Origin of the sequence: Romboutsia sp. CE17, assembly GCF_012317385.1 — a bacterium.
Classification (GTDB): Bacteria; Bacillota; Clostridia; order Peptostreptococcales; family Peptostreptococcaceae; genus Romboutsia_E.
Genome location: NZ_CP051144.1, coordinates 2,963,227 through 2,988,700, shown reverse-complemented (window position 1 = coordinate 2,988,700; position 25,474 = coordinate 2,963,227). Strand labels below are relative to the sequence as shown.

Sequence of the window (25,474 nt, the reverse complement as noted above, 5' to 3'; positions counted from 1 at the left end):
GTCCCTAGATTATTTTTTTATCCCATTATAGGTAAAAAAATTAAAAATCTCTAAAAAATATCCATTTTTTGATATTATATCATATCTCAAAATATTTTTTATACTATTATAATTATTTATTTTTTTTATTTTCCACTTACATTTTTACTTTTATATTAGCTTTAGGTAGTAAGCTTTCTAATCTGTGTATAACATTTTCATTTATGTTTATACTAATGCCATTCCATTTATACAATTGTTTTGTATCATCTGCGTATAAGTATACATATTCCGTTCCTCTGTTATCTAATAATATATACTTTATCCTATCTAGTAAGTCATTATTGCTAAAGCTATCAATCTTTAAATATAACCCTGTTTTAGATGTTTTTTTAGCTGTGTATTTTTTATTTTCTCCAAAATCAATGTTATCATTTATATCTTTAAATTCATTAGCAATGATTTTTGCATTTTCTCCTTCTTTTATGTTTAGTCTACCTTTAACATAAATTATACTATCCTCATTAAGTATAGCATTATATCTTTGTAAAATTTGTGGAAATACTATTACTTCTATCGTACCATATAAATCTTCTAACTCTATAAAGGCCATAATATCATTTCTTTTAGTAGTTTTTATAGTTTTATTAACTACCATTCCACCCATTATTACTTCTCTATCATCTAAAGAAAAAAATGCTTCTTCGTCTTCTTTTAAAGAGTTTAATTTACCATTATCAATCGAGGTTTTTCTTTCTAACTCTTCTTTATATTGGGATAAAGGGTGACCACTTACATACATTCCTAAAACTTCTTTTTCTAAATTTAGTCTTTCTCTTTCTTCATATTCTTCTCTTTTTGGCATAGTATATATATCCTGAAATTGCTCTGTCTCATTGCTTGTACCAAAAGCATCAAACAAAGATATTTGCCCCTGTATATTCTTCTTTCTATCCATAGATATACTGTCTAATAAAGATTCATATCCTGCCATTAAACTAGCTCTATTTTGACTTATATTATCAAATGCTCCACACTTTATTAAACTTTCTAAAACTCTTTTATTTGTATCCTTTGAATCCAATCTTTTTACTAAGTCTACAAAATCTGTAAAAGTTCCATTAATTTCTCTTTCATCTATAATATTATTTATAACATTAACACCAACATTTTTAACTGCAGCTAATCCAAATCTTATATTATTACCTTCAACTGAAAATTTACCAAAACTTTTATTTATATCTGGTTTTAATACATCTATTCCTAAAGCATTACATTCTCTAATATATTCAACAACTTTATCTGTATTACCCATTACACTAGTTATTAAAGCTGCCATAAATTCCACAGGATAATGTGCTTTTAAATATGCCGTTTCATATGATAAAACTCCATAAGCTGCTGCATGAGATTTATTAAACGCATACTTTGCAAAGTCTATCATATCGTCAAATATCTTATTAGCCACATCTTCAGGAATTCCATTTGATATACAACCTGGTATTTCAACATTACCATCTTCATCTTTTTTACCATATATAAAGTATTGTCTTTCTTCTTCCATGACATCCATTTTCTTTTTACCCATTGCTCTTCTAACTAAGTCACTACGTCCATAGCTATATCCGCCTAAGTCTCTAACTACCTGCATTACCTGCTCTTGATATACTAAACATCCATATGTTACTTCCATTATAGGTCTTAAAGATTCATGAATATATTTAACTTTATCAGGGTTATTTTTATTTTCTATATATGTTGGTATAGAATCCATAGGACCTGGTCTATATAGTGATATTCCGGCTACTATATCCTCAAAATTATCTGGCTTAAGCTGCTTCATGAAACTTCTCATTCCAGCACTTTCTAACTGGAATACTCCTAATGTATTACCTGATGATAAAAGCTCATAAACCTTAGGATCATCATAGTCCATTTTAGAGAAATCTATTTTTTTTCCATAATTTTTTTCTATTAAATCTAATGCATCCCTTATTACTGTAAGTGTTCTAAGCCCAAGGAAATCCATTTTTAATAGACCTAGTTCTTCTAAAGTAGTCATTGTAAATTGTGTAGTAATTGCATCTTGATGTTTGTATAGTGGTACATACTCATCTACTGGCTTTTTCGATATAACAACTCCAGCAGCATGTGTTGAAGCATGTCTTAACATACCTTCTATTGACTTTGAAATATCTATTATTTCTTTCGTCTCTGCATCATTTTCATATAATTCTCTTAAATTAGGATTTGTATCTAATGCCTTATCTATTGTCATTCCTAATGCAAATGGTATTTCTTTTGCTATCTTATCGACTTTATTATATGGTATATCTAATACTCTACCAACATCTCTTATAGCTGCTTTTGCTCCCATTGTTCCAAAGGTAATAATTTGTGCAACATGATCTTCTCCATACTTATGCTTTACATAATCTATAACTTCTTCTCTTCTTTCGTAGCAAAAATCTATATCTATATCCGGCATGGATACACGTTCTGGGTTTAAAAAACGCTCAAATAATAATGAGTATTTAATTGGATCTATATCTGTTATTTTTAATGTATAAGCAACAATTGAACCTGCAGCACTACCACGACCTGGACCAACCATTATATTGTTTTCTTTTGCATAATTTATAAAGTCCCATGTTATTAAGAAATACTCTACATATCCCATTTTCTCAATAACACTAAGTTCATAATTTAATCTTTCTATTACCTCTTCATTAGGATTTTCATATCTCTCTTTTAGACCTTTAAAACACAGTTCCCTTAAATAACTATTCGTTGTATATCCTTCAGGGACATCATAATTAGGAAGATGAATTGTGTTAAAGTCAAATTCTACATTACATCGTTCTGCTATCTTTACAGTATTATCTAATGCATCTATTGCATATGGAAATATTTCTTCCATTTCTTCTCTAGATTTAAGATAAAATTCATCACTACCAAATCTCATTCTACTTGGATCATTTACTGTTTTTCCCATTTGAATACACATAAGTATATCATGTATTTTTGAATCTTCTTTGTTTACATAATGCAAGTCATTAGTTGCAACTAATGGTATATCTAGTTCTTTCGACAACTTTATAATTCCAGCATTTACTTCTTTTTGCTCTGGTAAATTATGATCCTGTATTTCTAAAAAATAGTTGTCTTTACCAAATATATCTCTATATTCTAATGTAAGTCTTTTAGCTTTTTCATAATTTCTATCCATAAGAGCTTGAGATACATCTCCTGCTAAACATGCTGATAAAGCAATTATTCCTTCACTATGTTGTCTAAGTTCCTCCATATCTACTCTTGGTTTATAATAGAATCCCTCTACATAAGATTTTGATACCATCTTTATTAAATTGCTATAACCAGTCATATTTTCAGCCAATAATACTAAGTGTCCCTGTGACTTATCGTAATTTGGATCTTTATCATTTAAACTACGTGCTGCTGTATAAACTTCACAACCTATTATAGGTTTTATACCAGCTTTTTTAGCTTCTTTATAAAAATCTATTGCTCCAAACATACAACCATGGTCAGTTATCGCAATGGCATCCATATTAAGTTCTTTACATCTATTTATAAGTTTCTTTAACCTTGAAAAACCATCAAGTAAACTATATTCTGTGTGAACATGAAGATGAACAAATTTATTGCTCATTATCTCACCTCCTATTTCTAATTCTAATTTTACCATAAATTCTTTATGTTAAAACAAAAAGGAGCTATATAAAATATAACCCCTTATTTATAAGTATTTTCTCTCAACTTATTAGCTATTTCCTCAATTTTTCTTAGTCTATGGTTTACCCCTGATTTACCTATAGGTGGATTTAACATTTCGCCTAATTCTTTTAATGTCATATCCTCATACTCTTCCCTAATTCTTGCAATTTCTTGTAAATTTTCTGGTAAACTACTTATACCTATTGTATCTTGAATAAGTCTAATATTTTCAACCTGTCTTACTGCTGCATTTACTGTTTTAGAAAGATTTGCTGTTTCACAATTTACTAATCTATTTACATTATTTCTCATTTCTTTTACTATCTTTGTATTTTGCAAACTTAAAAGTGCATTATGAGCACCTATTATGCTTAGTAAATCTGATATTTGCTCACTTTCTTTTAGATACACCACATAATTGTTTTTCCTTGATACTATTTTTGAATTAAACCCTAAAGAGTTTATTAAATCTCTTAATGATTTAGAAAATTCTTCATTGTTAGTTACAAACTCCATATGATAATTTTTTTCTGGATCACTTATTGATCCTCCACCTAAAAATGCTCCTCTTAAAAATGCTCTTATACATTCTTCATTTTTTAACAATTCCTTTGGAACTTCATTTAAAGGATAAAAAGCTTCTTCCTTTGGTAAAATACATAAATCTCTTAATAACTTTTCAGCTCCCATTTCACTTTTTACAACAAGAACATAGCTATTATTACGCTTTAGCATTTGGTTTTTATTTACACTAATAGTAGTATTTATATCAAAATTTTGTTTTAATAATTTAAAAATTTTTCTTGCTATAGAGTTTAATTCTGTGATTACTTTTATATTTAATTTTTTATATCCTACAATTTGTATACTACCTGAAAGTTTGATTAAAGCCGATAATTCACATAAACTACAATCTTTGTCTTCTGGTAATATTCTAGCTAATTCATTCTTTGCTTCTGCTGAAAACGACATATTATCACCTATAGACTAACTATTATTTTTAAGCCTTTTTCTTATTTCTTGCAAGGCTACTTTTATTATTTCTTTTTCATCATCATATCTAGCTAAGTCAACGACTCTATCTAAATGAATAAATTTAGCATCAATGAAACCTTCTTCTTTTTGTGGTACAGTATCCATACCTCTCGCTTTCATTAAATACCAAAAAACCGTTTTATGAACAGCTCTATTCTCATCCCAGTTTTCTTTAAATGTATAGTGTATCTCTCCTAAATATTTCAATATATCTGCCTTAACTCCAGTTTCTTCTAAAACTTCTCTTAGTGCTGCTTCTTGCTTATTTTCGCCTTCTTCTACCTTTCCTTTAGGCAAAACCCAGTCTCCATTAAACTTTCTCAATAAAAGAATGGCATTTCCAAACAATACTACTCCACCGGCACTAACCTCTTCTCTCATAGATGTTCACTCCTTAAAACTAACATAATAATAAGGATTTCTACATAAATAATTAAAATCCTTTTTTACTTATCATTGTCATAATTATGACTTAGTGCCAAGTTAATTATTATATTAGCTATATGTTTTGCATCATGTCTAATATAATTATTTTTAACTTCAACTAAATTATCTTGTATAACTTTTATACCCATGTTATTTAAATCTTTTCTCTGAACCTCATCTAATAAAACTTGCTCTGCTCCATCTTTTTTATATTTTTCAAAAACATTTTCAGGCAATATCTCGTTGTTCACAATAACATAGTTTATTAATTCCTTATCTGCATGTTTATTTATCGCATTAATATGGTCTAATACATTATAATTTTCTGTTTCTCCTGGCTGAGTCATTATATTCGATATATATACTTTAGGAGCATTAGATTTTTTTATAGCTTTAACCACATCTCTTACTAATAAATTTGGTATTATGCTGGTATATAAACTACCTGGACCAATAACAATTATATCTGCATCATATATAGATGTAATTACCTCTTCTAAAGGTGTAACATCTATAGGGTCTAGAGATATTTTTTCTATACCTGATTTTTGGAGTTTAACCTCAACAGGTATCCTAGACTCACCTTTTACTAAACTTCCATTTTTTAACCTTGCTATTAAATTTATATTTTCTAAAGTAACAGGTAAAACCCTCCCTGTTATAGCAAATATTTCACTCATTTTATACACTGCAGTTTCAAAGTTTCCATAAAGTCCATTCATAGCTGCAATAAATAAATTTCCAAAACTTTGACCTTTTAAGTTTCCTTCTGTAAATCTATATTGCATTACTTCATTCATAGTTGGCTCTATATTTGCAAGAGCTAACAAGCAGTTTCTTATATCTCCTGGAGGCAGCATACCTAGATCTTCTCTTAATACGCCTGATCCTCCGCCATCATCAGCAACGGTTACAATAGCAGTTATATTTTGAGTATAATACTTTAATCCTCTCAAAAAAATAGATTGACCTGTTCCTCCTCCTATAACAACTACTTTTGGACCTTTTTTTTCAATACCTTTTGATTCTATAATTTGGTTCTTTTCTTTTCTTAATTTTTTTAATAGATATAGAGATGTAAGTAAGGCTATCCATCCAAAAATACCTACTATCACGAATATAGTCTCCATTATATGCCTCCATTTTATCTCAGCATAGAGTCTCTATGTTTCTTTATTACTCTATATCCTTTATTTATTAAGTCATTATAAATTAAATTAGATATAGTTACTGATCTATGTCTTCCTCCTGTACACCCTATTCCTATAACTAAATGATGTTTCCCCTCTTCTATATACTGAGGTACTAAAAAGTTTACCATATCTAATAGCTTAGTGTAAAATTCTTCACTAATCTTAGAATTCATTACATAGTCCCTAACTTCCTTATCATCACCTGTTTTAGGCCTTAAATCTTCTACATAATATGGATTAGGTAAAAATCTAACATCAAATACTAAATCACAATCAACAGGTATCCCATGCTTAAAACCAAAAGATACTACTGATATTGTTAAGTTTTGATTGCTATCGCCACCTGAGTATATCTTACTAATTTCTTCTTTTAAATCTTTCGGTTTCATATTAGATGTGTCTATTATGCAGTCTGATATTTCTTTTAATGGCTCCATTATTGCTCTTTCCATTTTTATACCTTCTGGTATTTGTATGCTTTTAGCTAATGGATGGTTTCTTCGAGTCATTTTATATCTTCTTATTAAAACATTATCTGAACAATCTAAATACATTATTTCATACTTATAATTTGCTTTACGTAAATAATTTAAGCTTTCATGAAGTGCTTCAAAAAATTTTCTTCCTCTTATATCTATACCTAGAGCTACTTTATCTATACTTGAATTTGGCTGATAACATAACTCTGCGAATTTAGTTATTAGTGCAGGAGGTAAGTTATCTACACAATAAAAACCCATATCCTCTAATGCTCTCATCGCTTCACTTTTCCCAGATCCAGATAAACCTGTAACTATTACGAACTTCACTCTAACTCCCCCCAACTATAATATAATATTTTCAATAAGTGTTACATCTATTTTAGATTCATTTATAATATTCATTGCTAACTTAAAATTACCTACATTTTGAGGTATATGAGCATCGGAACCTATAATAAATTTATTTCCAATATGTTTAATTTCTTTTATTTGTTTTACATTTAAAAATCCATGACTACTATTAATTTCTAATCGTGTATCTGTATTTTTTGCTACTTTAGCAATATCCTCTATATAAACATCTCCCTTATCTCCAGGGTGAGTTATAATGAATATATCGTTATTTTTCATAGCATTGATTATTGCATTTGTATTATGCTCTTTAGCCCTTTCACTCTTAGCTATATAGTTGTCACAATGATTAATTAAACTTCTTATACTTCTAGGTGTAGATCCAAAGTGATATCCTGCCATTATATAATCTAAATAAGAAGAGAATTTATCATTTAAATCTATGTTCCCTTTTTCATCTAATATGTTACATTCCATACCTAAAAGTATATTTATTTCCTTATACTTTTCATTTAATTTGTCAATTTCTTCTCTCATCTTAGCTATATCTTTTATTTTAACTCCATAAGCCATATGCTTATATCCATGATCGGATATACCTATAGTTTTAATTCCTTTTGATATAGCAACTTTTACATTATCTTCTATAGTTCCTTTTCCATGACTATAGATTGTATGAGTATGATAATCTGCTAGTATTTGCATTTATTAATCCTCTCCAAGTATTTTTACTTCTTCCTCTAACATTATTCCATACTTTGCATTTACTGTACTTTTTACAACATACATTAAATCTAGAATATCTTTAGCTTTTGCATTTCCTAAATTAACTACAAAACCACAGTGTTTTTCAGATACTTGAGCCCCTCTTAAAGTAAGACCTCTTAATCCACTATCTTCTATTAGCTTTCCTGCAAAATTTCCTGGTGGTCTTTTAAATGTACTTCCTGCACTTGGCAAACTTAATGGCTGTTTTGTAACTCTTCTTTGAGTAAAGTCTGCCATAGTTTCTTTTATCTCATTATAATTTCCATTTTCTAATTCTATAACTGCAGATAGTACTATATAAGGCTCTCTTGTTAATATACTTTTTCTATATTCGAATTGCATATCTTCATTAGAAAATTCATGTATACTACCATCTGTATCCATAAGTCTAACAGATTTGACTATATGTTTCATTTCTCCACCGTATGCTCCAGCATTCATTGCTAAAGCACCACCTAATGTACCTGGTATTCCAGCTGCAAATTCAAACCCTTTTAACTCTGCTCTTAAAGCTGCTTTACCTACAACAGAAAGTAATGCTCCTGATTGTATATTAATTAAATTACCATCTATATCAAAGTTATTGAAATTATCTGAGATTTCAATAACAATACCTCTTATTCCTCCATCTTTAACTAGAAGGTTTGATCCGTTTCCTATTACTAAGTATGGAATATTTTCTTCTTTTATTAATTTAAGAATCCCACTTAACTCTTCTTCTGAGCTTGGTTTAACTAATATATCAGCTGGACCTCCAACTTTAAATGATATATGTTTATTCATAGGTTCATCAATTTTTATATTATTTTTATCATCTATTATATTTAATAAACTTTCGTATATATATTGCTTATTCATTATATTTCCTCCTAGTTTATAATATTTATTCATTATTTATATATTTAACTATATTAATTTTATATATCTAATATAATAATGTATTAAAAAAAAAATAACAATATATATTAAATAAGTAAAATTAATTGGAAATCCCTTATATCTTGCCTTTAATAGCATTTTATATCTCTAATCATAAAAAAAGGCATATCTCTATAAAGAGACTGCCTTATATTTCTATTTAGATATGTTAGTAACTATTTTAGTATCCTCTTCTTTAATGTAACAATTATAATACATTGCTGGTATTACTAAAGCTCCACCTGCTATATTTCCTAATGTTACTGTAATTATACTTATTATAAGATTAGATACTGATACATCTCCACCTAAAATCATTCCCATTGGTATAAAAAACATATTTGCAACACTATGCTCAAATCCACATAATACAAACAACATTATTGGGAACCAACATGCAAAAATTTTAGATATAACATCTTGAGCCGCTGTAGCAAACCATACAGCTAACACAACAACTATATTACAAAGTATACCTTTTAAAAATGCATCTAATAAAGGCATAGTCGCTTTTACTTCTGCTACTGCAATCGCTTTAGCAATTGCTTCTCCATTTAATGTATTAGAGTAGTAAACTAGTAAAACCAATAGTAATGATCCAATAAGATTAGCACACCATACTATACCCCAATTTCTAAACATTTCTCCTAAATGTATTTTTTTATCCATAACTGCTAATGTCATTAGATTATTACCTGTAAAAAGTTCTGCTCCACAAACTACAACTAGCATAAGTCCAACTGGAAATACCATTGCACCTAAAAACTTTGCTAAACCTACATCAATTCCTCCAATGGTTTGACTAATTATTATGTTTGCTAAACCACCTAACCCTATGAAAAAACCTGCTAGAATTCCTAATATAATGCATGACTTTGTTGATAGATTTGCCTTTTTAATTCCTGCATTTATAGTTGCTTTAGCTATTTCCCCGGGTGTTAAGAATTTTTTGTCCATAAAATTCCCCCCTTTATATTAGCTTGTATTTTATACTACAAGCTTATTATATCATCACTTATGGTTATATATGGTAAATATATATATGTATACATTATTTTTAAATCCACATTGATAGCTTTTTATGCACATATAACACTAAAATATTCTAAAAATATTTCCAGAATTATAACATTAATAATACACTGTTTAATGTATACAAAGCTTTAGTTTTATTGTATAATATTAAAGCTGTCTAAATTAAAGCATAAATTAAGGCATATTTTATTTTGAAATTTATAATAATTTTTATAAAAATCTGAGGAGGAATTATAATGTCACAAAAAATGATGTTAGCTCCAGCTGAAATAGCTCAATACACGATTGAAGCTGGTGTTAAGAAAGCAACTACACCTACTAAGAAAGTTTTAGCATCTGCTTTCCTTGCAGGAGCGTATATAGCATTCGGTGCTCTAGGTTCAATAGGTGCTGCTTACAATTTATTAGCAAATCCTGAAACTTACGGATTAGGTAAAGCATTAGCTGGTCTTATGTTCCCAGCTGGTTTAATATTTGTTTTAGTAGCTGGTGCGGATTTATTTACAGGTAATATACTTATAACTTTAGCTGCTTTAAAGAAAAGAGTTACTTGGGGACAAGCTTTTAAAAACTGGGCTATAGTTTGGATTGGTAACTTACTTGGCGGTATGTTAGTAGCTTGGTTAGTTAGCTTATCTGGTGTATTTGACTGGAGTAATGGTTTATATGGTGGTGTAATAGTAAAAAATGCTATTGGTAAATTAGGATTTAGTTGGGGTGCTGCTATAGCATCTGGTATATTATGTAACTGGTTAGTTTGTGCTACAGTTTGGATGACTTACGGTGCTAAAGATATAACTGGAAAAGTTTTAACTGGATTCTTCGGTATATTCTTATTCGTATGTACTGGATTTGAACACTGCGTTGCAAATATGGCTTACTTCTTTGCTGGATTATTTGTTAAATCTAATCCAATGTACTTAGAAGCTGCTCATAAAACTGCAGAAGAAGCTGCTAAGTTAGATATACCAAGCATATTCATGAACAACTTAATTCCTGTTACAATAGGTAACATATTAGGTGGAGCTATATTTGTAGCTGGTGTATACTACTTCTTATTCATTAAAGAAAATAATAATTCTGCTTCTGAAAAAAAAGCAGCTTAATAGTATAATTTATCGAAAATATTTATATATAAAAAGAGATTGTTCTACATAAAGATAGTTCAATCTCTTTTTATATATACTATATGATAATTTATACTTTTTTATTATCAATTTATTTTATATAATATACTAATATATTGTTAAATTTGGAGGTGCTTTATTGTTATCATTTTTACAAGAATCTGCTTATGAAATAGCTGCTACATCTATATATATAATTAACTTTGCAATTATATTGAATCTTATATTTAGAGAAAAAAGAAGTATAGAAACTATTGTAGCTTGGACTGCTGTACTTACTACTTTACCCGCTGTAGGAATTGTTATCTTCATGCTATTCGGTAGGGGAATTGCTAAGAATAACATGTTTAAAATAAAAGAACAAGAAGATAAAATAATTAAAGCAAGTATAAGTCAATCCAAGGATAGACTAAAATATTCCTCTATGATTGACCAAAACTTAAAAGATAATATAGATATGATAGATGCTCTTACTAATTCAAATAATGCTCATTATACTAATAATAATAGTGTAGATATATATGATAAATCTATAGACTTTTTCGATTCTCTTTTAGAAGAATTAAAAAATGCTCAACAGTATATAAATATTCAGTTTTATATATTTAAAGATGATGATATAGGTAATAAAATAATTGATATTCTTATTGAAAAAGCTAAAAGTGGTGTTGAAGTTAGGCTATTATACGATGCTGTAGGTAGTCGTTTGCTTTCAGAAAAAACATTAGTTAAGTTGAAGAAAAATGGTGTTAAAACAGGATCATTCTTCCCTTCACTACTTAAGATAGTTAATTTCAACTTAAATTATAGAAATCATCGTAAAATAGTTGTTATTGATGGTAATGTTGCCTTTGTTGGAGGAAATAATGTTGGAGATGAGTATTTAGGAAAGAATCCTAGGTTTGGTGAGTGGAGAGATACCCATTTAAAACTTACTGGTGATTGTGTTGTAGATCTTAATATTAGATTTATTTTGGATTGGAGATATACAACAAAAGAAAATTTAGATTTAGCCAAATATTTCGATGAATGTCAGACCCCAAATATCAGTTTTAATAAATCGTCAAATAATATAGGAATACAAATAGTTTCTAGTGGTCCAGACATTACAGAATTAGATGAAATCAAATATGGATATATTAAAATGATTCAAAAGGCTAGAAAGTATATCTATATCCAAAGTCCTTATCTTATTTTAGATAGAACTCTTATTGACTCATTAAAAATAGCTTGTTTATCTGGTGTTGATGTAAGAATAATGATTCCTTCCAAACCAGATCACCCATTTGTTTACTGGGCATCTTGTTCTTATGCTGGAGAACTACTTAAATTCGGAGCTAAAGTTTACACTTATGGTGATGATGCCTTCTTGCATGCTAAAACAATAGTTATAGATGATAAAATTTGTTCTATAGGTACAGCAAATATGGATATTAGAAGCTTTGAGCTAAACTTTGAAGTAAATGCATTTATTTACTCTGAAGAAGTTTCTAAAAAACAAAGAACTATTTTTGAAAATGATATAACTAATTCTAACGAAATTACCATAGATTCGTATAATTCTAGACCTAGATCTATTAAAATAAAAGAATCTATTTCTAGACTTCTATCACCTTTACTATAAAGTAAGAAATACTCTTAAAGCATTTTTATGTTCAATGCATTTAAGAGTATTTCTTATTTTAACAATATATAGTATTTTAATTACTTAATCCAAATTATTATTGTATACTTAATCTTTTATTAACTACTGCACTCTTTTTTATACTATAATATAAAATATAGTTTATTATAAAATCAAAAAAACTAACTCATCTTAGCAATTCTTAAAACTAATCAGCTTTGTTTGTATCCCATATTTTTTGATATTAATTAAGTTATTTATTCTCAAATAGCTAGTTAATTATTTTATATATAATAACTTTCAAATTGAAAAGGAGGATTTTTATGTGCGATTTTGTTTCTCGCAACAAGAATTTGTTTGAAGAGCTAGATAGCTTTATTGACTCTCTTCCATCTAAAAAAGGGGCTTTAATCCAAGTTTTACACACCGCTCAAGGAATTTTTGGATACCTCCCAAAAGAAGTTCAAATTCATATAGCCAATAAATTAAATGTTTCTCCATCTAAAGTTTATGGTGTTGTAAGTTTCTACTCTTACTTTACTACTGAACCAATTGGCGAGTATAAAATAAGTGTTTGCTTAGGTACTGTATGCTTTGTTAAAGGTTCAGATAAAATAATGGCTGAATTTGAAAAGCAGTTAGGTATTAAAGCTGGCGAAACTACTAAGGACCTTAAATTTACTCTAGAAGGGCTAAGATGTGTTGGTGCATGTGGTCTTGCTCCAGTGGTTGTTGTTAATGGTAAAGTTTATGGCCAAGTTACACCTGATAAAGTTAGTGAAATAATAAATCACTATAGAGAACTAGAGTTAAGTTGTTAAGGGGGGATAAAAATGAGTAGAATAAAGTCATTTGATGAATTAAAAAATGCAGTTCGTGAATTTAAGCCATCTCTTCAATTAAGAGAACATTTTACAAAGGATAATTTAGTTAAAAGAGATATACTAGTTTGCGGAGGTACTGGTTGCTCTTCTTCTGATAGTATGGAAATAATAGAAAATTTAAAAGCTGAAATAAAAAAAGCTGGTCTTTCTAATTATGCTGAAGTTCAGTTAACTGGATGTTTTGGTTTCTGTGCAAAAGGACCTATAGTTAAGGTCTATCCGGATAACGTTTTCTACGTTCAAGTTAAGCCTGAAGATGCTAAAGAAATTATTCAAGAACATATTCTTAACCATAGAATAGTGGAAAGATTATTATTTGAAGAACCAGATTTAGATCATAAAAAAGTTGAAAGACATGATGAAATGTCATTCTATAAAAAACAATGCCGTATTGCTCTAAGAAACTGTGGTCATATAAATCCAGAAAATATAAATGAATACATAGGCAACGATGGTTATGTTGCTCTTGGAAAGTGTCTAACTGAAATGAAACCAGATGAGGTTATATCTGAAATAAAAAACTCTGGTTTAAGAGGTAGAGGTGGAGCTGGTTTCCCTACTGGGGTAAAATGGGAGTCTACAGCCAATACTCCTCCAGGAAATAAATATGTAGTCTGTAATGCTGATGAAGGTGATCCTGGTGCATTCATGGATAGATCTGTCCTTGAAGGTGATCCTCATAGTATTTTAGAAGCTATGGCTATATGTGGTTATTCTGTTGGCGCTGATACTGGTTACATATATATAAGAGCTGAATATCCTCTTGCTATAGAAAGATTAAAAGTTGCTATAGCTCAAGCTGAAGAATCTGGCCTTCTTGGTGAAAATATAATGGGAACTGGCTTTAACTTTAATATAGAATTAAAATATGGTGCTGGAGCATTTGTATGCGGTGAAGGTACCGCTCTAATTCACTCTATAGAAGGTAAACGTGGTGAACCTAGGGTGAAAACATTTAGTTCATCTAAACGTGGACTATGGAACGCTCCTACTTGTTTAAATAACGTTGAAACTTTTGCAAATATACCAGCTATCATAAACAAAGGTGCATCTTGGTTCAATAATTATGGAACTGAAGATTCTCCTGGTACTAAAGTTTTTGCACTTGGTGGAAAGGTAAATAATGTTGGTCTTGTTGAAGTACCTATGGGAACTACTTTAAGAGAAATAGTTTATGAAATAGGTGGAGGTATACCTAACGGAAGAGAATTCAAAGCTGTTCAAACTGGTGGACCATCTGGTGGATGTATATCTTCTAAAAACTTAGATACTCCTATAGACTTTAAATCATTAGGTTCTATAGGCTCTATGATGGGTTCTGGTGGTATGCTTGTTCTTGATGATTCTGACTGTATGGTTAACATAGCTAAATTCTTCCTTGAATTTACTGTTGAAGAATCTTGTGGTAAGTGTACTCCATGTCGTATAGGTAATAAGAGATTATTAGAACTACTTACTAAGATAACTGAAGGTAAAGGTACTGAAGAAGATCTTGTTGACTTAAAAGACTTAGCTACTACTATTAAAGCTACATCTTTATGTGGATTAGGTAAATGTGCTCCTAACCCAGTTTTAAGTACTCTTGAATATTTCTATGATGAGTATTTAGCTCACGTTAGAGACCACAAGTGTCCATCTGGTAAATGTACTGCTATGTTAGAGTATTTTATAACAGATGCTTGTAAAGGGTGTACTAGATGCGCTAGAGCTTGTCCTGCTAATTGTATAACTGGTAATAAGAAAGAACAACACGTTATAGATACTGAAAAGTGTTTAAAATGTGGTACTTGTATAGATAACTGTAAGTTTAACGCTATAATCACTAGGTAATAAGTTTAGGGGGGATATCAATGAATTTAGTTAATTTAACTATAAATGGCAAATCGGTTTCAGTTCCTGCTGGTACTAAAATCCTTGATGCTGCAAAGCAAGTAAATATTAATATACCTAATTTATGTCATCTTCATATGGACGAAATAAATATGATTAACCAATGTGCATCTTGTCGTGTATGTATGGTTAGTGCTGGAAGAGGCTTAGTTCCTGCTTGTGGTACAAATGTTAAAGAAGGTATGGTGGTTAATACTAATACTCCTGAAGCATTAAGATTCCGTAAAAATGTTGTTGAGTTGCTATTATCAGACCATCCACAAGATTGCTTATCTTGTTCTAAAAACGGTAAATGTGAATTACAAAATATAGCTGCTGAATTAGGTATAAGAAAAGTAAGATTTAAAGGTGAGCAGTCTACTGCTCCGACTGATACATCTTCCAAGTCTATAGTTAGAGATCATGATAAATGTATATTATGTAGAAGATGTGAAACTATGTGTAACGAAGTACAAACGGTAGGTGTCCTTTCTGGGATTAATCGTGGTTTCCATACTAAAGTAGGAACATTCTTCGATGTAAATCTTGCTGATACTGAATGTACTTTCTGTGGTCAGTGTATAAGCGTCTGTCCTACTGGAGCTCTAATGGAAAAAGATAATACATCTGAAGCTTGGGCTGCTTTATCTCAAAAAGAAAAACCTGTAATGGTACAAATAGCCCCTGCTGTAAGGGTTGGTATAAGTGAAGAATTTGATTTAGAACCAGGTTCTATATCTACAGGTAAGTTAGTTACTGCTTTAAAATTACTAGGATTTGATTATGTGTTTGATACTAACTTTGCTGCAGACTTAACTATAATGGAGGAAGGAACTGAATTCATAAGCAGATTAAAAGAAAATAAAAATCTTCCTATACTGACAAGTTGTTGTCCTGCTTGGGTTAACTTTGTAGAAATTGAATACCCAGATTTAATACCTCATTTATCAACTTGTAGATCTCCTCAAAGTATGTTCTCTCCAATAGCTAGATATTACTTTGCTGAAAAATTTTTAAATAAAAAACCAGATGAGGTTACTATTATATCTATAATGCCTTGTGTTGCAAAAAAATATGAAGTAGCAAGAGAAGAATTAAGTCAAGATAGAATCATAGATACTGATTTATCTTTAACAGTTAGAGAGTTAGCTAGAATGATAAAAGAGGCTGGTATTGATTTAGCTAATTTAGAAGAAACTGATTTCGATAGTCCTCTAGGATACTCTACTGGTGCTGCTGATATATTTGGTGCTACTGGTGGTGTTCTAGAAGCTGCTCTTCGTACTGCATATGAAGTAATCACTAATGAAACATTAGAAAATATAGACTTTACTTCAGTAAGAGGTATGGAAGGAATCAAAGAAGCCAGCATAGATGTCGGTGGAACTATTGTTAATGTTGCTGCTGCAAGTAGTTTAGGTAATGCTAGGGTTCTGATGGATGATCTAAGAGCTGGTAAATCTAAATATCATATAATCGAAATAATGGCCTGTCCTGGTGGATGTGTAGCTGGTGGTGGGCAACCATTCCATGGAGGAGATTATGCTAAAGTTAAAGCTAGAAGTGCTGGATTATATGAAATAGATACTAATAAACCACTTCGTAAATCTCATGAGAATCCAGATGTGCAAAAACTATATGCTGATTTCTTAGGTGAGCCAAATGGCCATCTCGCACATAAATACTTACATACTCATTATTTTGATAGAAGTAATGTTTATGGAGAAGAAATATCTGAACCTGAATTAGCTACAGATGGAGCTGCTGAATAAAAGTATTGTTATAAAATCAAAAAGACTAAGTAAATATATACTTAGTCTTTTGATTTTATGCTATTTAAATTGATAATCTATTTCTTCTCTATCAAATCTGATAGCTTCTTTGTAAACTCTTGAGCCGCATCATATCCCATTCCTTTTTGGCGGAAGTTCATTGCTGCAACTTCTATTATCATAGCTGTATTTCTTCCTGGTTTTACTGGAACTACTAATCTTTCTACTTTTTCATCTAGGATTTTTTCATATTCCTTATCTAATCCTAGTCTATCATAATATTTATTTTCATCCCATCCTTCTAGATGTATTACTAAATCAATTTTTTTAGAATTTTTAACTGCTCCTACTCCGTATAAGCTTCTTACATCGATTATACCTATACCTCTTATTTCTAAGAAATGTCTTAGTAACTCAGGAGATTGACCTACTAGAAAACTATCATCTAATTTTCTAATTTCTACAGCATCATCTGCTACTAATCTATGCCCTCTCTGTATAAGTTCTAATGCAGTCTCTGATTTTCCTATACTACTTTCTCCTTTTATTAATACTCCTATACCATATACATCAACTAAAACTCCATGTATTGTAGTATGTGGAGCTAATTTATTATCTAAATAATTTGATAATGAATTCATAATTCTCGTTGTATTTCTTCTCGAGCTTAGGATTACTCTATCATATTGCTTTGCTTTTTCTATAACATCAGGCTTAACTTTTAAGTCTCTAGAAACTATTAATGCTGGTATCTCATAAGAAAAAAATTTATCTAATACTTCTTCTCTTCTTGCTGCATCCATATTGCTAAAATAATTATACTCAGCCTTACCTACTATCTGTAATCTTTCATATGCAAAATACTCGAAATATCCAGCAAACTGTAATCCAGTTCTATTTAAATCTTGAGAAGTAACATAATATTCCTTTCCTTCTGGCATATATACAATATCTAACTTTAAATCTTTTATTATATCTTTTATTGACACCCTATCTAAGTATTCCATATTATTTTACTATCCCTTTCTAAAAAAATTATATACACTTTCTGCTGATGCTTTATTCATTCCCTCTACTTGAGCTAACTCTTCAACACTAGCTTTCTTTATAGCATCTATATCTTTGAAATAAGCTAATAAAGCTTTCTTTCTTTTTTCCCCTATACCTTGTATATCATCTAGGACTGACTTTGTCAAAGATTTATTTCTCAAGCTTCTATGGTATGTGATGGCAAAGTTATGAACTTCCTCTTGAATACTAGCTACAAATCTATACAAATTACTAGTTTTATCTAGTTCTATCTCCTTTTCCTGGGAAATTAATCCCTTAGTTCTATGTTTATCGTCTTTATACATTCCCCATAGTGGTATTTCTAAACCATATCTATCAAGTACTTTTTGAACTGCGCTAACTTGACCTTTTCCGCCATCTAATAAAATTAAGTTTGGTAAATCTCCATACTTTAATCTTCTTTCTACTATTTCTGCCATAGAATCATAATCATTTGGGCCTATAACAGTTTTTATCTTATATCTTCTATACTCTTTTTTATCTTTCTTTCCATTTGTAAATACAACCATAGAACCTATAGAGTCAACACCTTGTATATTAGATATATCAAACGATTCAATTCTTATTGGTATTTCATCTAAGTTTAGTAATTCTTTAAGTTGTTCTAGTGCACCTGTACTCTTTTCATATTTCCTTTTATTTAACTCAGAGAATTTTTCTAGATATTCTGTGGCATTTTTTCTTACCATATCTACTAAACTCTTTTTCTCACCTTTTTGCGGTATTCTTATAGTTACTTTTGATCCTTTTTTCGCAGATAACCATTCTTCTAATATAAAGCTATCCTCAATTTCATCTTCAATTATTAACTCTCTTGGAATATACTCTTGCTCCATATAAAATTGTTTTACAAATGAACCAAGTATTGATTCTCTAGTGCTATCCATTACTCCAACTAGAATAAAATGTTCTCTACCTACTATCTTACCATTTCGCACAAAGAATACTTGAACACAAGCTTCATCATGAGCTCTTGCCATAGCAATTACATCTTGATTTAGATCTGATGTTGTTGCATCTATTTTTTGTTTTTGCATCATTTCTTCTAAACTTCTTATTTTATCTCTATAAATCGCTGCATCTTCAAAATTAAAATCCATTGCACATTTATTCATTTTTTCTTTTAATATTTCTATTAAATTCTCTTCTTTCCCTGATAGAAACATTATTATCTCTTCTATCATTTTATTATATTCTTCTTTAGAAATATTGCCTGTACAAGGTCCCACGCATTTTTTTATATGCATATTTAAACAAGGTCTAACTTTATTTTTTATAGCTTTATCTATATCTATATTACAAGTTCTTATTGGGTAGGTATTTCTTATTATTTCCAAAGTATCATTTACTGCTGTTAGATTCGTATATGGACCAAAATATTTCGCTTTATCTTTTAATACCTTCCTTACCTTTAATACTCTTGGATAATCTTCATTCGTAGTTACTTTTATATACGGATAAGTTTTATCATCTCTCAATAAGACATTATACTTAGGTCTATATTGCTTTATAAGATTACACTCAAGTATAAGTGCCTCTAACTCTGAATCTGTTATGATATATTCAAAGCTTTCTATATTTTTTACCATTGATTTAACTTTTGAAGAATGATTTTTGGATGATTGAAAATATTGTCTTACTCTATTTTTTAATGATATTGCCTTTCCTACATAGATTATGTTATTAAATTTATCTTTCATTAAATATACTCCAGGCTGTGCTGGAAGCTTCTTTAACTGCTCTTGTATATCAAACAAATTATTCCCTCCAGATTTGAATTTATATTAAAATTATACCCTAAAAACTTAAAATTTCTCTTACAGTTATCACCAAGGTTTAACATAGAATAAAAATACCTCCATATTCTAAATTACTAATTTTCTTAGCATAATTCAAATAGGAGGTATTTTTTAATAATTTATTTTAATAAACAACTTTATTTCTTAGTATATGATGCGAATTAATAACTTACTTGAAATATCTTTTTAAGAACTTTCCTGTATAAGATCCTTCTACATTAGAAACATCTCTTGGAGTTCCCTGTGCCACTATAGTTCCACCTTTATCTCCACCTTCTGGGCCTAAGTCTATTATATAGTCACAAGTTTTTATAACATCTAAGTTATGTTCTATTACAACTATAGTATTTCCTGTATCTGCTAATCTTTGTAATACATCTATAAGCTTATCTACATCTGCCATATGAAGACCTGTAGTAGGCTCATCTAGTATATATATAGTTTTTCCTGTAGGTCTTTTGCTTAACTCTGTAGCTAACTTTATTCTTTGAGCTTCACCACCAGATAATTGAGTTGATGGCTGTCCTAATTTTATATAAGAAAGTCCAACATCCATTAATGTTTCAAGTTTTCTTTTTATATTAGGTATATTTTCAAAGAATTCTAGAGCTTCTTCAACATTCATATCAAGTACGTCAGCTATTGTTTTATCTTTATATTTTACCTGTAAAGTCTCTCTATTATATCTTTCACCTTTACATACTTCACATGGTACATAAACATCTGGTAAGAAATGCATTTCTATTTTTATTATACCATCACCTTTACAAGCTTCACATCTACCACCTTTTACATTGAAACTAAACCTACCTTTTTTATATCCTCTAGCTTTAGCTTCATTAGTTGCAGCAAATAAATCTCTTATTTGATCAAATACACCTGTATAAGTTGCTGGGTTTGATCTTGGAGTCCTTCCTATAGGACTTTGGTCTATATTTATTACTTTATCTATATTTTCAATTCCTTTTATTTCCTTATGTTTACCAGGTCTTGCTCTAAGTCTATTAACTTTTGATGCTATACCTGTATATAAAATATCATTAATTAAAGTACTTTTCCCTGATCCAGAAACTCCTGTTACACATATAAATTTTCCTAGAGGGAATTTTACACTTATATTTTTAAGATTGTTTTCACTAGCTTTTACAACCTCTATAAAACTTCCATTACCTTCTCTAGTTTTTTCAGGAATTACTATTTGCTTCTTACCACTTAAATATTGTCCTGTTATCGAATTTTCATTTGCTAAAATTTCATCAAGAGTTCCCTCGCCTACAATTTCACCCCCATGAATACCTGCTCCTGGACCTATATCTACTATATAGTCAGCTTCTCTCATGGTATCTTCATCATGTTCTACAACTATAAGAGTATTTCCTAAGTCTGTTAAATGTCTTAGCGTCGCTATTAACTTATCATTATCTCTTTGATGTAAACCTATACTAGGTTCATCTAGTACATATAGAACTCCCACTAAAGCAGAACCAATTTGAGTTGCAAGTCTTATACGTTGCGCTTCTCCTCCTGATAGTGTTCCTGCTTTTCTAGATAAGTTTAAATAATCTAAACCTACATCTTTTAAGAATGAAGCCCTTCCTTTTATTTCTTTTAGTATTTCATGAGCTATAAATTCTTGCTTTTCACTTAACTTTATATTTGATATAAAGTCTATAAGTTCATTAACTGATAAATCAGTTACATCCATTATGTTTTTATTATCAACTAATACAGATAAAACCTCTTTTCTAAGTCTTGAACCTTTACATTTTGGACAAGGTCTTTCTGCCATAAATTCTTCTATTTTTTCTCTAGAATATTCAGAATTAGTTTCCCTATATCTTCTTTCTAAGTTTACTATAACACCCTCAAATGGAGCTTTATATTCTCTTCTTCCTCCAAACTTTGACTCAAATATAAATTCTACCATTATATTATTTTCACCATAAAGTAATTCTTGTACGAAATCTTCTGGTAAATCCTTAAAAGGTGTATCTAATGATACATTAAAATGTGCTGCCAAGCTTTGCACCATCTTGCTATAGTAAGTATCATCGCTCGTACTTACAGATCCCCATGCAGCAATTGCACCTTGCTTTATAGATAATTCTTTATTAGGTATAACTAGTTCTGGATCAACCTCTTTACTTTCTCCTAAACCATTACATACTGTACAAGCACCAAAAGGAGCATTAAATGAGAACATTCTTGGTGATAGTTCCTCTATTCCTATTCCATGCTCTGGACAAGCAAATTTAGTAGAGTAAAGAATTTCTTCTCCATCTATAATTTGAGCTATAACAAGTCCATCAGATAGCTTTACAGCGGTTTCTATTGAATCTGCTAATCTAGACTCTATTCCATCTTTAACAATTATTCTATCTACAACAACTTCTATATTATGTTTTTGATTTTTGTTTAATTCAAATTCATCAGTAACTTCGTAATTTTCTCCATCTACTCTAATTCTTACGAATCCTTCCTTTTTTATATTATCTATAACCTTTTTATGAGTTCCTTTTTGGCCTCTAACTACTGGCGACAATATTTGTAATTTAGTTCTTTCAGGTAATTCCAATACCTTATCTACTATTTCTTGAATAGTCATTTGACTTATTTTTTCTCCACATGTAGGACAATGTACTTCCCCAACTCTTGCAAATAATAATCTTAAATAATCATATATTTCAGTAACAGTACCTACTGTTGAACGTGGGTTTTTAGATGTTGTTTTTTGATCTATTGATATTGCAGGTGATAAACCTTCTATATATTCAACATTAGGTTTTTCCATTTGACCTAAAAATTGTCTTGCATATGCTGATAAACTTTCCACATATCTTCTTTGACCTTCTGCATAAATAGTATCAAAAGCTAAAGAAGATTTACCTGAACCTGATAGTCCTGTGAAAACTATAAACTTATTTCTCGGAAGTTCCAAATTAACATTTTTTAGATTATGTTCTTTTGCGCCTTTTATTATGATCTTATCTTCCATTAATCTTTAATCCTTTCTTCTAATTCTTTTATTTTATCTCTAAGCTCTGCAGCTCTCTCAAATTGTAAGTTTTGCGCTGCTTCCATCATTTCCGCTTGTAATGTAGCTATATTATTCTTAATTTCTTCTATATTATTACTATCTTTAATTCCATAAACAACCTCTTCATCAGCAACCTTAGTAGCTTCTATGCTATCTCTAATACTTTTTTGTATTGTCTTAGGAATAATTCCATGCTCTTTATTATAAAGTGATTGTATTTCTCTTCTTCTTTTAGTTTCTTCAATAGTAGCTTGCATAGATCTAGTTATTTTGTCTGCATACATTATAACCTTTCCATCTGCATTTCTAGCTGCACGTCCTACAGTCTGTATTAACGAAGTTTCTGAACGTAAGAAACCTTCTTTGTCAGCATCTAAAATTGCTACCAATGAGACTTCTGGTATATCTAAACCTTCTCTAAGTAAGTTTATACCAACTAACACATCAAACTTACCTAATCTTAAATCTCTTATTATTTCCGTTCTTTCTAGTGTATCTATATCAGAGTGTAGATATTTTACTTTGATTCCGATTTCTTTTAAGTAGTTAGTTAAATCTTCACTCATTTTTTTAGTTAGTGTAGTAACTAATACTCTTTCTCCCTTTTCTATTACAGAATTAATTTCTCCAACTAAATTATCTATTTGATTTTCTATTGGTCTTACTTCTATAATCGGATCTAAAAGTCCAGTAGGCCTTATTATTTGTTCTGCAATAGTTGTAGAATGTTCCAATTCATATGGACCTGGAGTTGCTGTAACAAATAGTATTTGATTTATATTTTCTTCAAATTCTTCAAAATTTAAAGGTCTATTATCATAAGCTGATGGAAGTCTAAATCCATTTTCTATAAGAGATGTTTTTCTTGATCTATCCCCTCCATACATACCTCTAACTTGAGGTACTGTAACATGTGACTCATCTACTATCATTAAATAATCATCTGGGAAAAAGTCCATTAATGTATATGGTTTTTCGCCAGGTTTTCTACCTGTTATATGTCTAGAATAATTTTCTATACCTTGGCAGAATCCAATTTCTTTCAACATTTCTATATCATATTTAGTTCTTTGTTCTATTCTTTGAGCTTCTATTAATTTATCATTTTTTCTAAATTCATCGGCTCTTTCTTTTAGTTCATCCTCTATTGCTACTATTGCTTTTTCTATTCTCTCTGGTGTTGTTACGTAATGAGATGCAGGGAATATAACTACATGATTTCTTACGCCTGCAATCTTACCTGTTACATAATCTATCTCTGTTATTCTATCTATTTCATCACCAAAGAATTCTACCCTTATAGCCCTTTCATCATTACTAGCAGGGAATATTTCTAATATATCTCCCCTAACTCTAAAAGTACCCCTAGTAAAGTTTATATCGTTTCTTTCATATTGTATTTCTATTAATTTCTTTATAATTTCATCCCTATCTTTTTGCATTCCAGGTCGTAAAGATACCATAAGTTCTCTATAATCTTCTGGATCCCCTAAACCATAAATACATGATACCGAAGATATTATAATTACATCTCTTCTTTCTAAAATAGCTGCTGTAGCTGAGTGTCTTAATTTATCTATTTCATCATTTATACTTGCATCCTTCTCAATATATGTGTCACTATGAGCAACATAAGCTTCCGGTTGATAATAATCATAGTAACTTACAAAATATTCAACCGCATTATCTGGAAAAAACTCTTTAAACTCACTGTAAAGCTGAGCTGCTAGAGTTTTATTATGGGCAAGTATCAAGGTTGGCTTTTTAACTTCTTGAATAATATTCGCCATTGTAAAAGTTTTTCCCGATCCTGTAACACCTAATAGTGTTGAAAATTTTTCATCATTATTTATAGCTGTTACTATTGATTTTATAGCCTCTGGTTGATCTCCTGTAGGCTTGAAATCTGATTTTATTTTGAAATCCATAATATCACTCCTTTCCGAACGCTAGTTCCTAATAAGTATCATTATATCATAATATAAATATTATCTACTAACCAAAGAACATTTTTTACATATTTTACCCAATTTAGTTGATTTAAATCCTACGTAATAGTTCTCTTGTAAGTTAAAATTTATAATATATTTTTTAACAATATATAGTTTAAAATAAAAAACAAGGATATTATCATTTGTAGATAATCCTCCTTGATTTAGGAAATAAGTTTATTCTTTTTTATTAAATTTATATATAGAATATATGTATTCATATTTTAAGATAAGTTATAAAAATTTTCATTTCCATAAAAATAAAGATCTCTATGTGTATAGAGATCTTTAAAAATGGGGGAGATTGAGTAATTTTTATTTATTTAGTTTTATATATATATTATGTACTCTAATAAAAATATTTATTCAATTATT

General features: G+C 29.7%; 17 protein-coding genes. 5 read left to right on the top strand and 12 right to left on the bottom strand.

Annotated features, from left to right (window positions below; genetic code table 11):
* Window positions 1-136 precede the first annotated feature (136 nt).
* From HF520_RS14520 to HF520_RS14485, 8 genes are all read right to left on the bottom strand, one after another.
* On the bottom strand, window positions 137-3,652 hold the full coding sequence (locus HF520_RS14520; RefSeq protein WP_207711010.1) for a DNA polymerase III subunit alpha: 3,516 nt from the start codon (window positions 3,650-3,652) through the stop codon (window positions 137-139).
* 83 nt (window positions 3,653-3,735) lie between these two features.
* Window positions 3,736-4,689: a DNA-binding protein WhiA gene (whiA, locus tag HF520_RS14515; protein WP_168574592.1), complete on the bottom strand. Its 954-nt coding sequence runs from the start codon at window positions 4,687-4,689 to the stop codon at window positions 3,736-3,738.
* Window positions 4,690-4,704: 15 nt separating this feature from the next.
* Window positions 4,705-5,133 (bottom strand): NUDIX hydrolase, encoded by a 429-nt coding sequence (locus HF520_RS14510; protein ID WP_168574591.1) that lies wholly within the window; start codon window positions 5,131-5,133, stop codon window positions 4,705-4,707.
* 65 nt (window positions 5,134-5,198) lie between these two features.
* The gene (locus tag HF520_RS14505; RefSeq protein WP_168574590.1) at window positions 5,199-6,308 is read right to left on the bottom strand and encodes a gluconeogenesis factor YvcK family protein; all 1,110 of its coding nucleotides are present in this window, start codon (window positions 6,306-6,308) and stop codon (window positions 5,199-5,201) included.
* A 14-nt stretch (window positions 6,309-6,322) separates the two neighbouring features.
* Window positions 6,323-7,180: an RNase adapter RapZ gene (rapZ, locus tag HF520_RS14500; RefSeq protein WP_168574589.1), complete on the bottom strand. Its 858-nt coding sequence runs from the start codon at window positions 7,178-7,180 to the stop codon at window positions 6,323-6,325.
* A gap of 15 nt (window positions 7,181-7,195) precedes the next feature.
* Window positions 7,196-7,909 carry a PHP domain-containing protein gene (locus HF520_RS14495; protein WP_168574588.1) on the bottom strand — a complete coding sequence of 238 codons (714 nt, stop codon included), beginning with the start codon at window positions 7,907-7,909 and terminating at the stop codon, window positions 7,196-7,198.
* A gap of 3 nt (window positions 7,910-7,912) precedes the next feature.
* Window positions 7,913-8,830 carry a UDP-N-acetylmuramate dehydrogenase gene (gene murB / locus HF520_RS14490; protein WP_168574587.1) on the bottom strand — a complete coding sequence of 306 codons (918 nt, stop codon included), beginning with the start codon at window positions 8,828-8,830 and terminating at the stop codon, window positions 7,913-7,915.
* A 216-nt stretch (window positions 8,831-9,046) separates the two neighbouring features.
* Window positions 9,047-9,847: a formate/nitrite transporter family protein gene (locus HF520_RS14485; RefSeq protein WP_168574586.1), complete on the bottom strand. Its 801-nt coding sequence runs from the start codon at window positions 9,845-9,847 to the stop codon at window positions 9,047-9,049.
* Between the two features lie 314 nt (window positions 9,848-10,161).
* Between HF520_RS14485 and HF520_RS14480 the strand changes: the two genes are divergently transcribed.
* From HF520_RS14480 to HF520_RS14460, 5 genes are all read left to right on the top strand, one after another.
* Complete coding sequence (locus HF520_RS14480; RefSeq protein ID WP_168574585.1) at window positions 10,162-11,031, top strand: formate/nitrite transporter family protein; 870 nt, start codon at window positions 10,162-10,164, stop codon at window positions 11,029-11,031.
* Window positions 11,032-11,191: 160 nt separating this feature from the next.
* Complete coding sequence (cls, locus tag HF520_RS14475) at window positions 11,192-12,676, top strand: cardiolipin synthase (protein WP_168574584.1); 1,485 nt, start codon at window positions 11,192-11,194, stop codon at window positions 12,674-12,676.
* A gap of 323 nt (window positions 12,677-12,999) precedes the next feature.
* On the top strand, window positions 13,000-13,497 hold the full coding sequence (locus HF520_RS14470; RefSeq protein WP_168574583.1) for an NADH-quinone oxidoreductase subunit NuoE family protein: 498 nt from the start codon (window positions 13,000-13,002) through the stop codon (window positions 13,495-13,497).
* A 12-nt stretch (window positions 13,498-13,509) separates the two neighbouring features.
* Window positions 13,510-15,390: an NADH-quinone oxidoreductase subunit NuoF gene (locus HF520_RS14465; protein WP_168574582.1), complete on the top strand. Its 1,881-nt coding sequence runs from the start codon at window positions 13,510-13,512 to the stop codon at window positions 15,388-15,390.
* 20 nt (window positions 15,391-15,410) lie between these two features.
* Window positions 15,411-17,201 (top strand): NADH-dependent [FeFe] hydrogenase, group A6, encoded by a 1,791-nt coding sequence (locus tag HF520_RS14460; protein ID WP_168574581.1) that lies wholly within the window; start codon window positions 15,411-15,413, stop codon window positions 17,199-17,201.
* A 77-nt stretch (window positions 17,202-17,278) separates the two neighbouring features.
* Here HF520_RS14460 and hprK read toward each other — a convergent pair whose 3' ends face one another.
* The 4 genes from hprK to uvrB form a co-directional block, all read right to left on the bottom strand.
* Window positions 17,279-18,208, bottom strand: coding sequence for an HPr(Ser) kinase/phosphatase (gene hprK / locus HF520_RS14455; RefSeq protein ID WP_168574580.1), 930 nt, complete (start codon window positions 18,206-18,208; stop codon window positions 17,279-17,281).
* 9 nt (window positions 18,209-18,217) lie between these two features.
* A complete protein-coding gene (gene uvrC / locus HF520_RS14450; RefSeq protein ID WP_168574579.1) occupies window positions 18,218-20,029 on the bottom strand; it encodes an excinuclease ABC subunit UvrC in 1,812 nt (603 codons plus the stop codon).
* 211 nt (window positions 20,030-20,240) lie between these two features.
* Complete coding sequence (gene uvrA, locus HF520_RS14445) at window positions 20,241-23,066, bottom strand: excinuclease ABC subunit UvrA (protein WP_168574578.1); 2,826 nt, start codon at window positions 23,064-23,066, stop codon at window positions 20,241-20,243.
* On the bottom strand, window positions 23,066-25,036 hold the full coding sequence (uvrB, locus tag HF520_RS14440; protein WP_168574577.1) for an excinuclease ABC subunit UvrB: 1,971 nt from the start codon (window positions 25,034-25,036) through the stop codon (window positions 23,066-23,068). Before uvrB ends, uvrA begins: the two co-directional genes overlap by 1 nt.
* Between the last annotated feature and the right edge of the window lie 438 nt (window positions 25,037-25,474).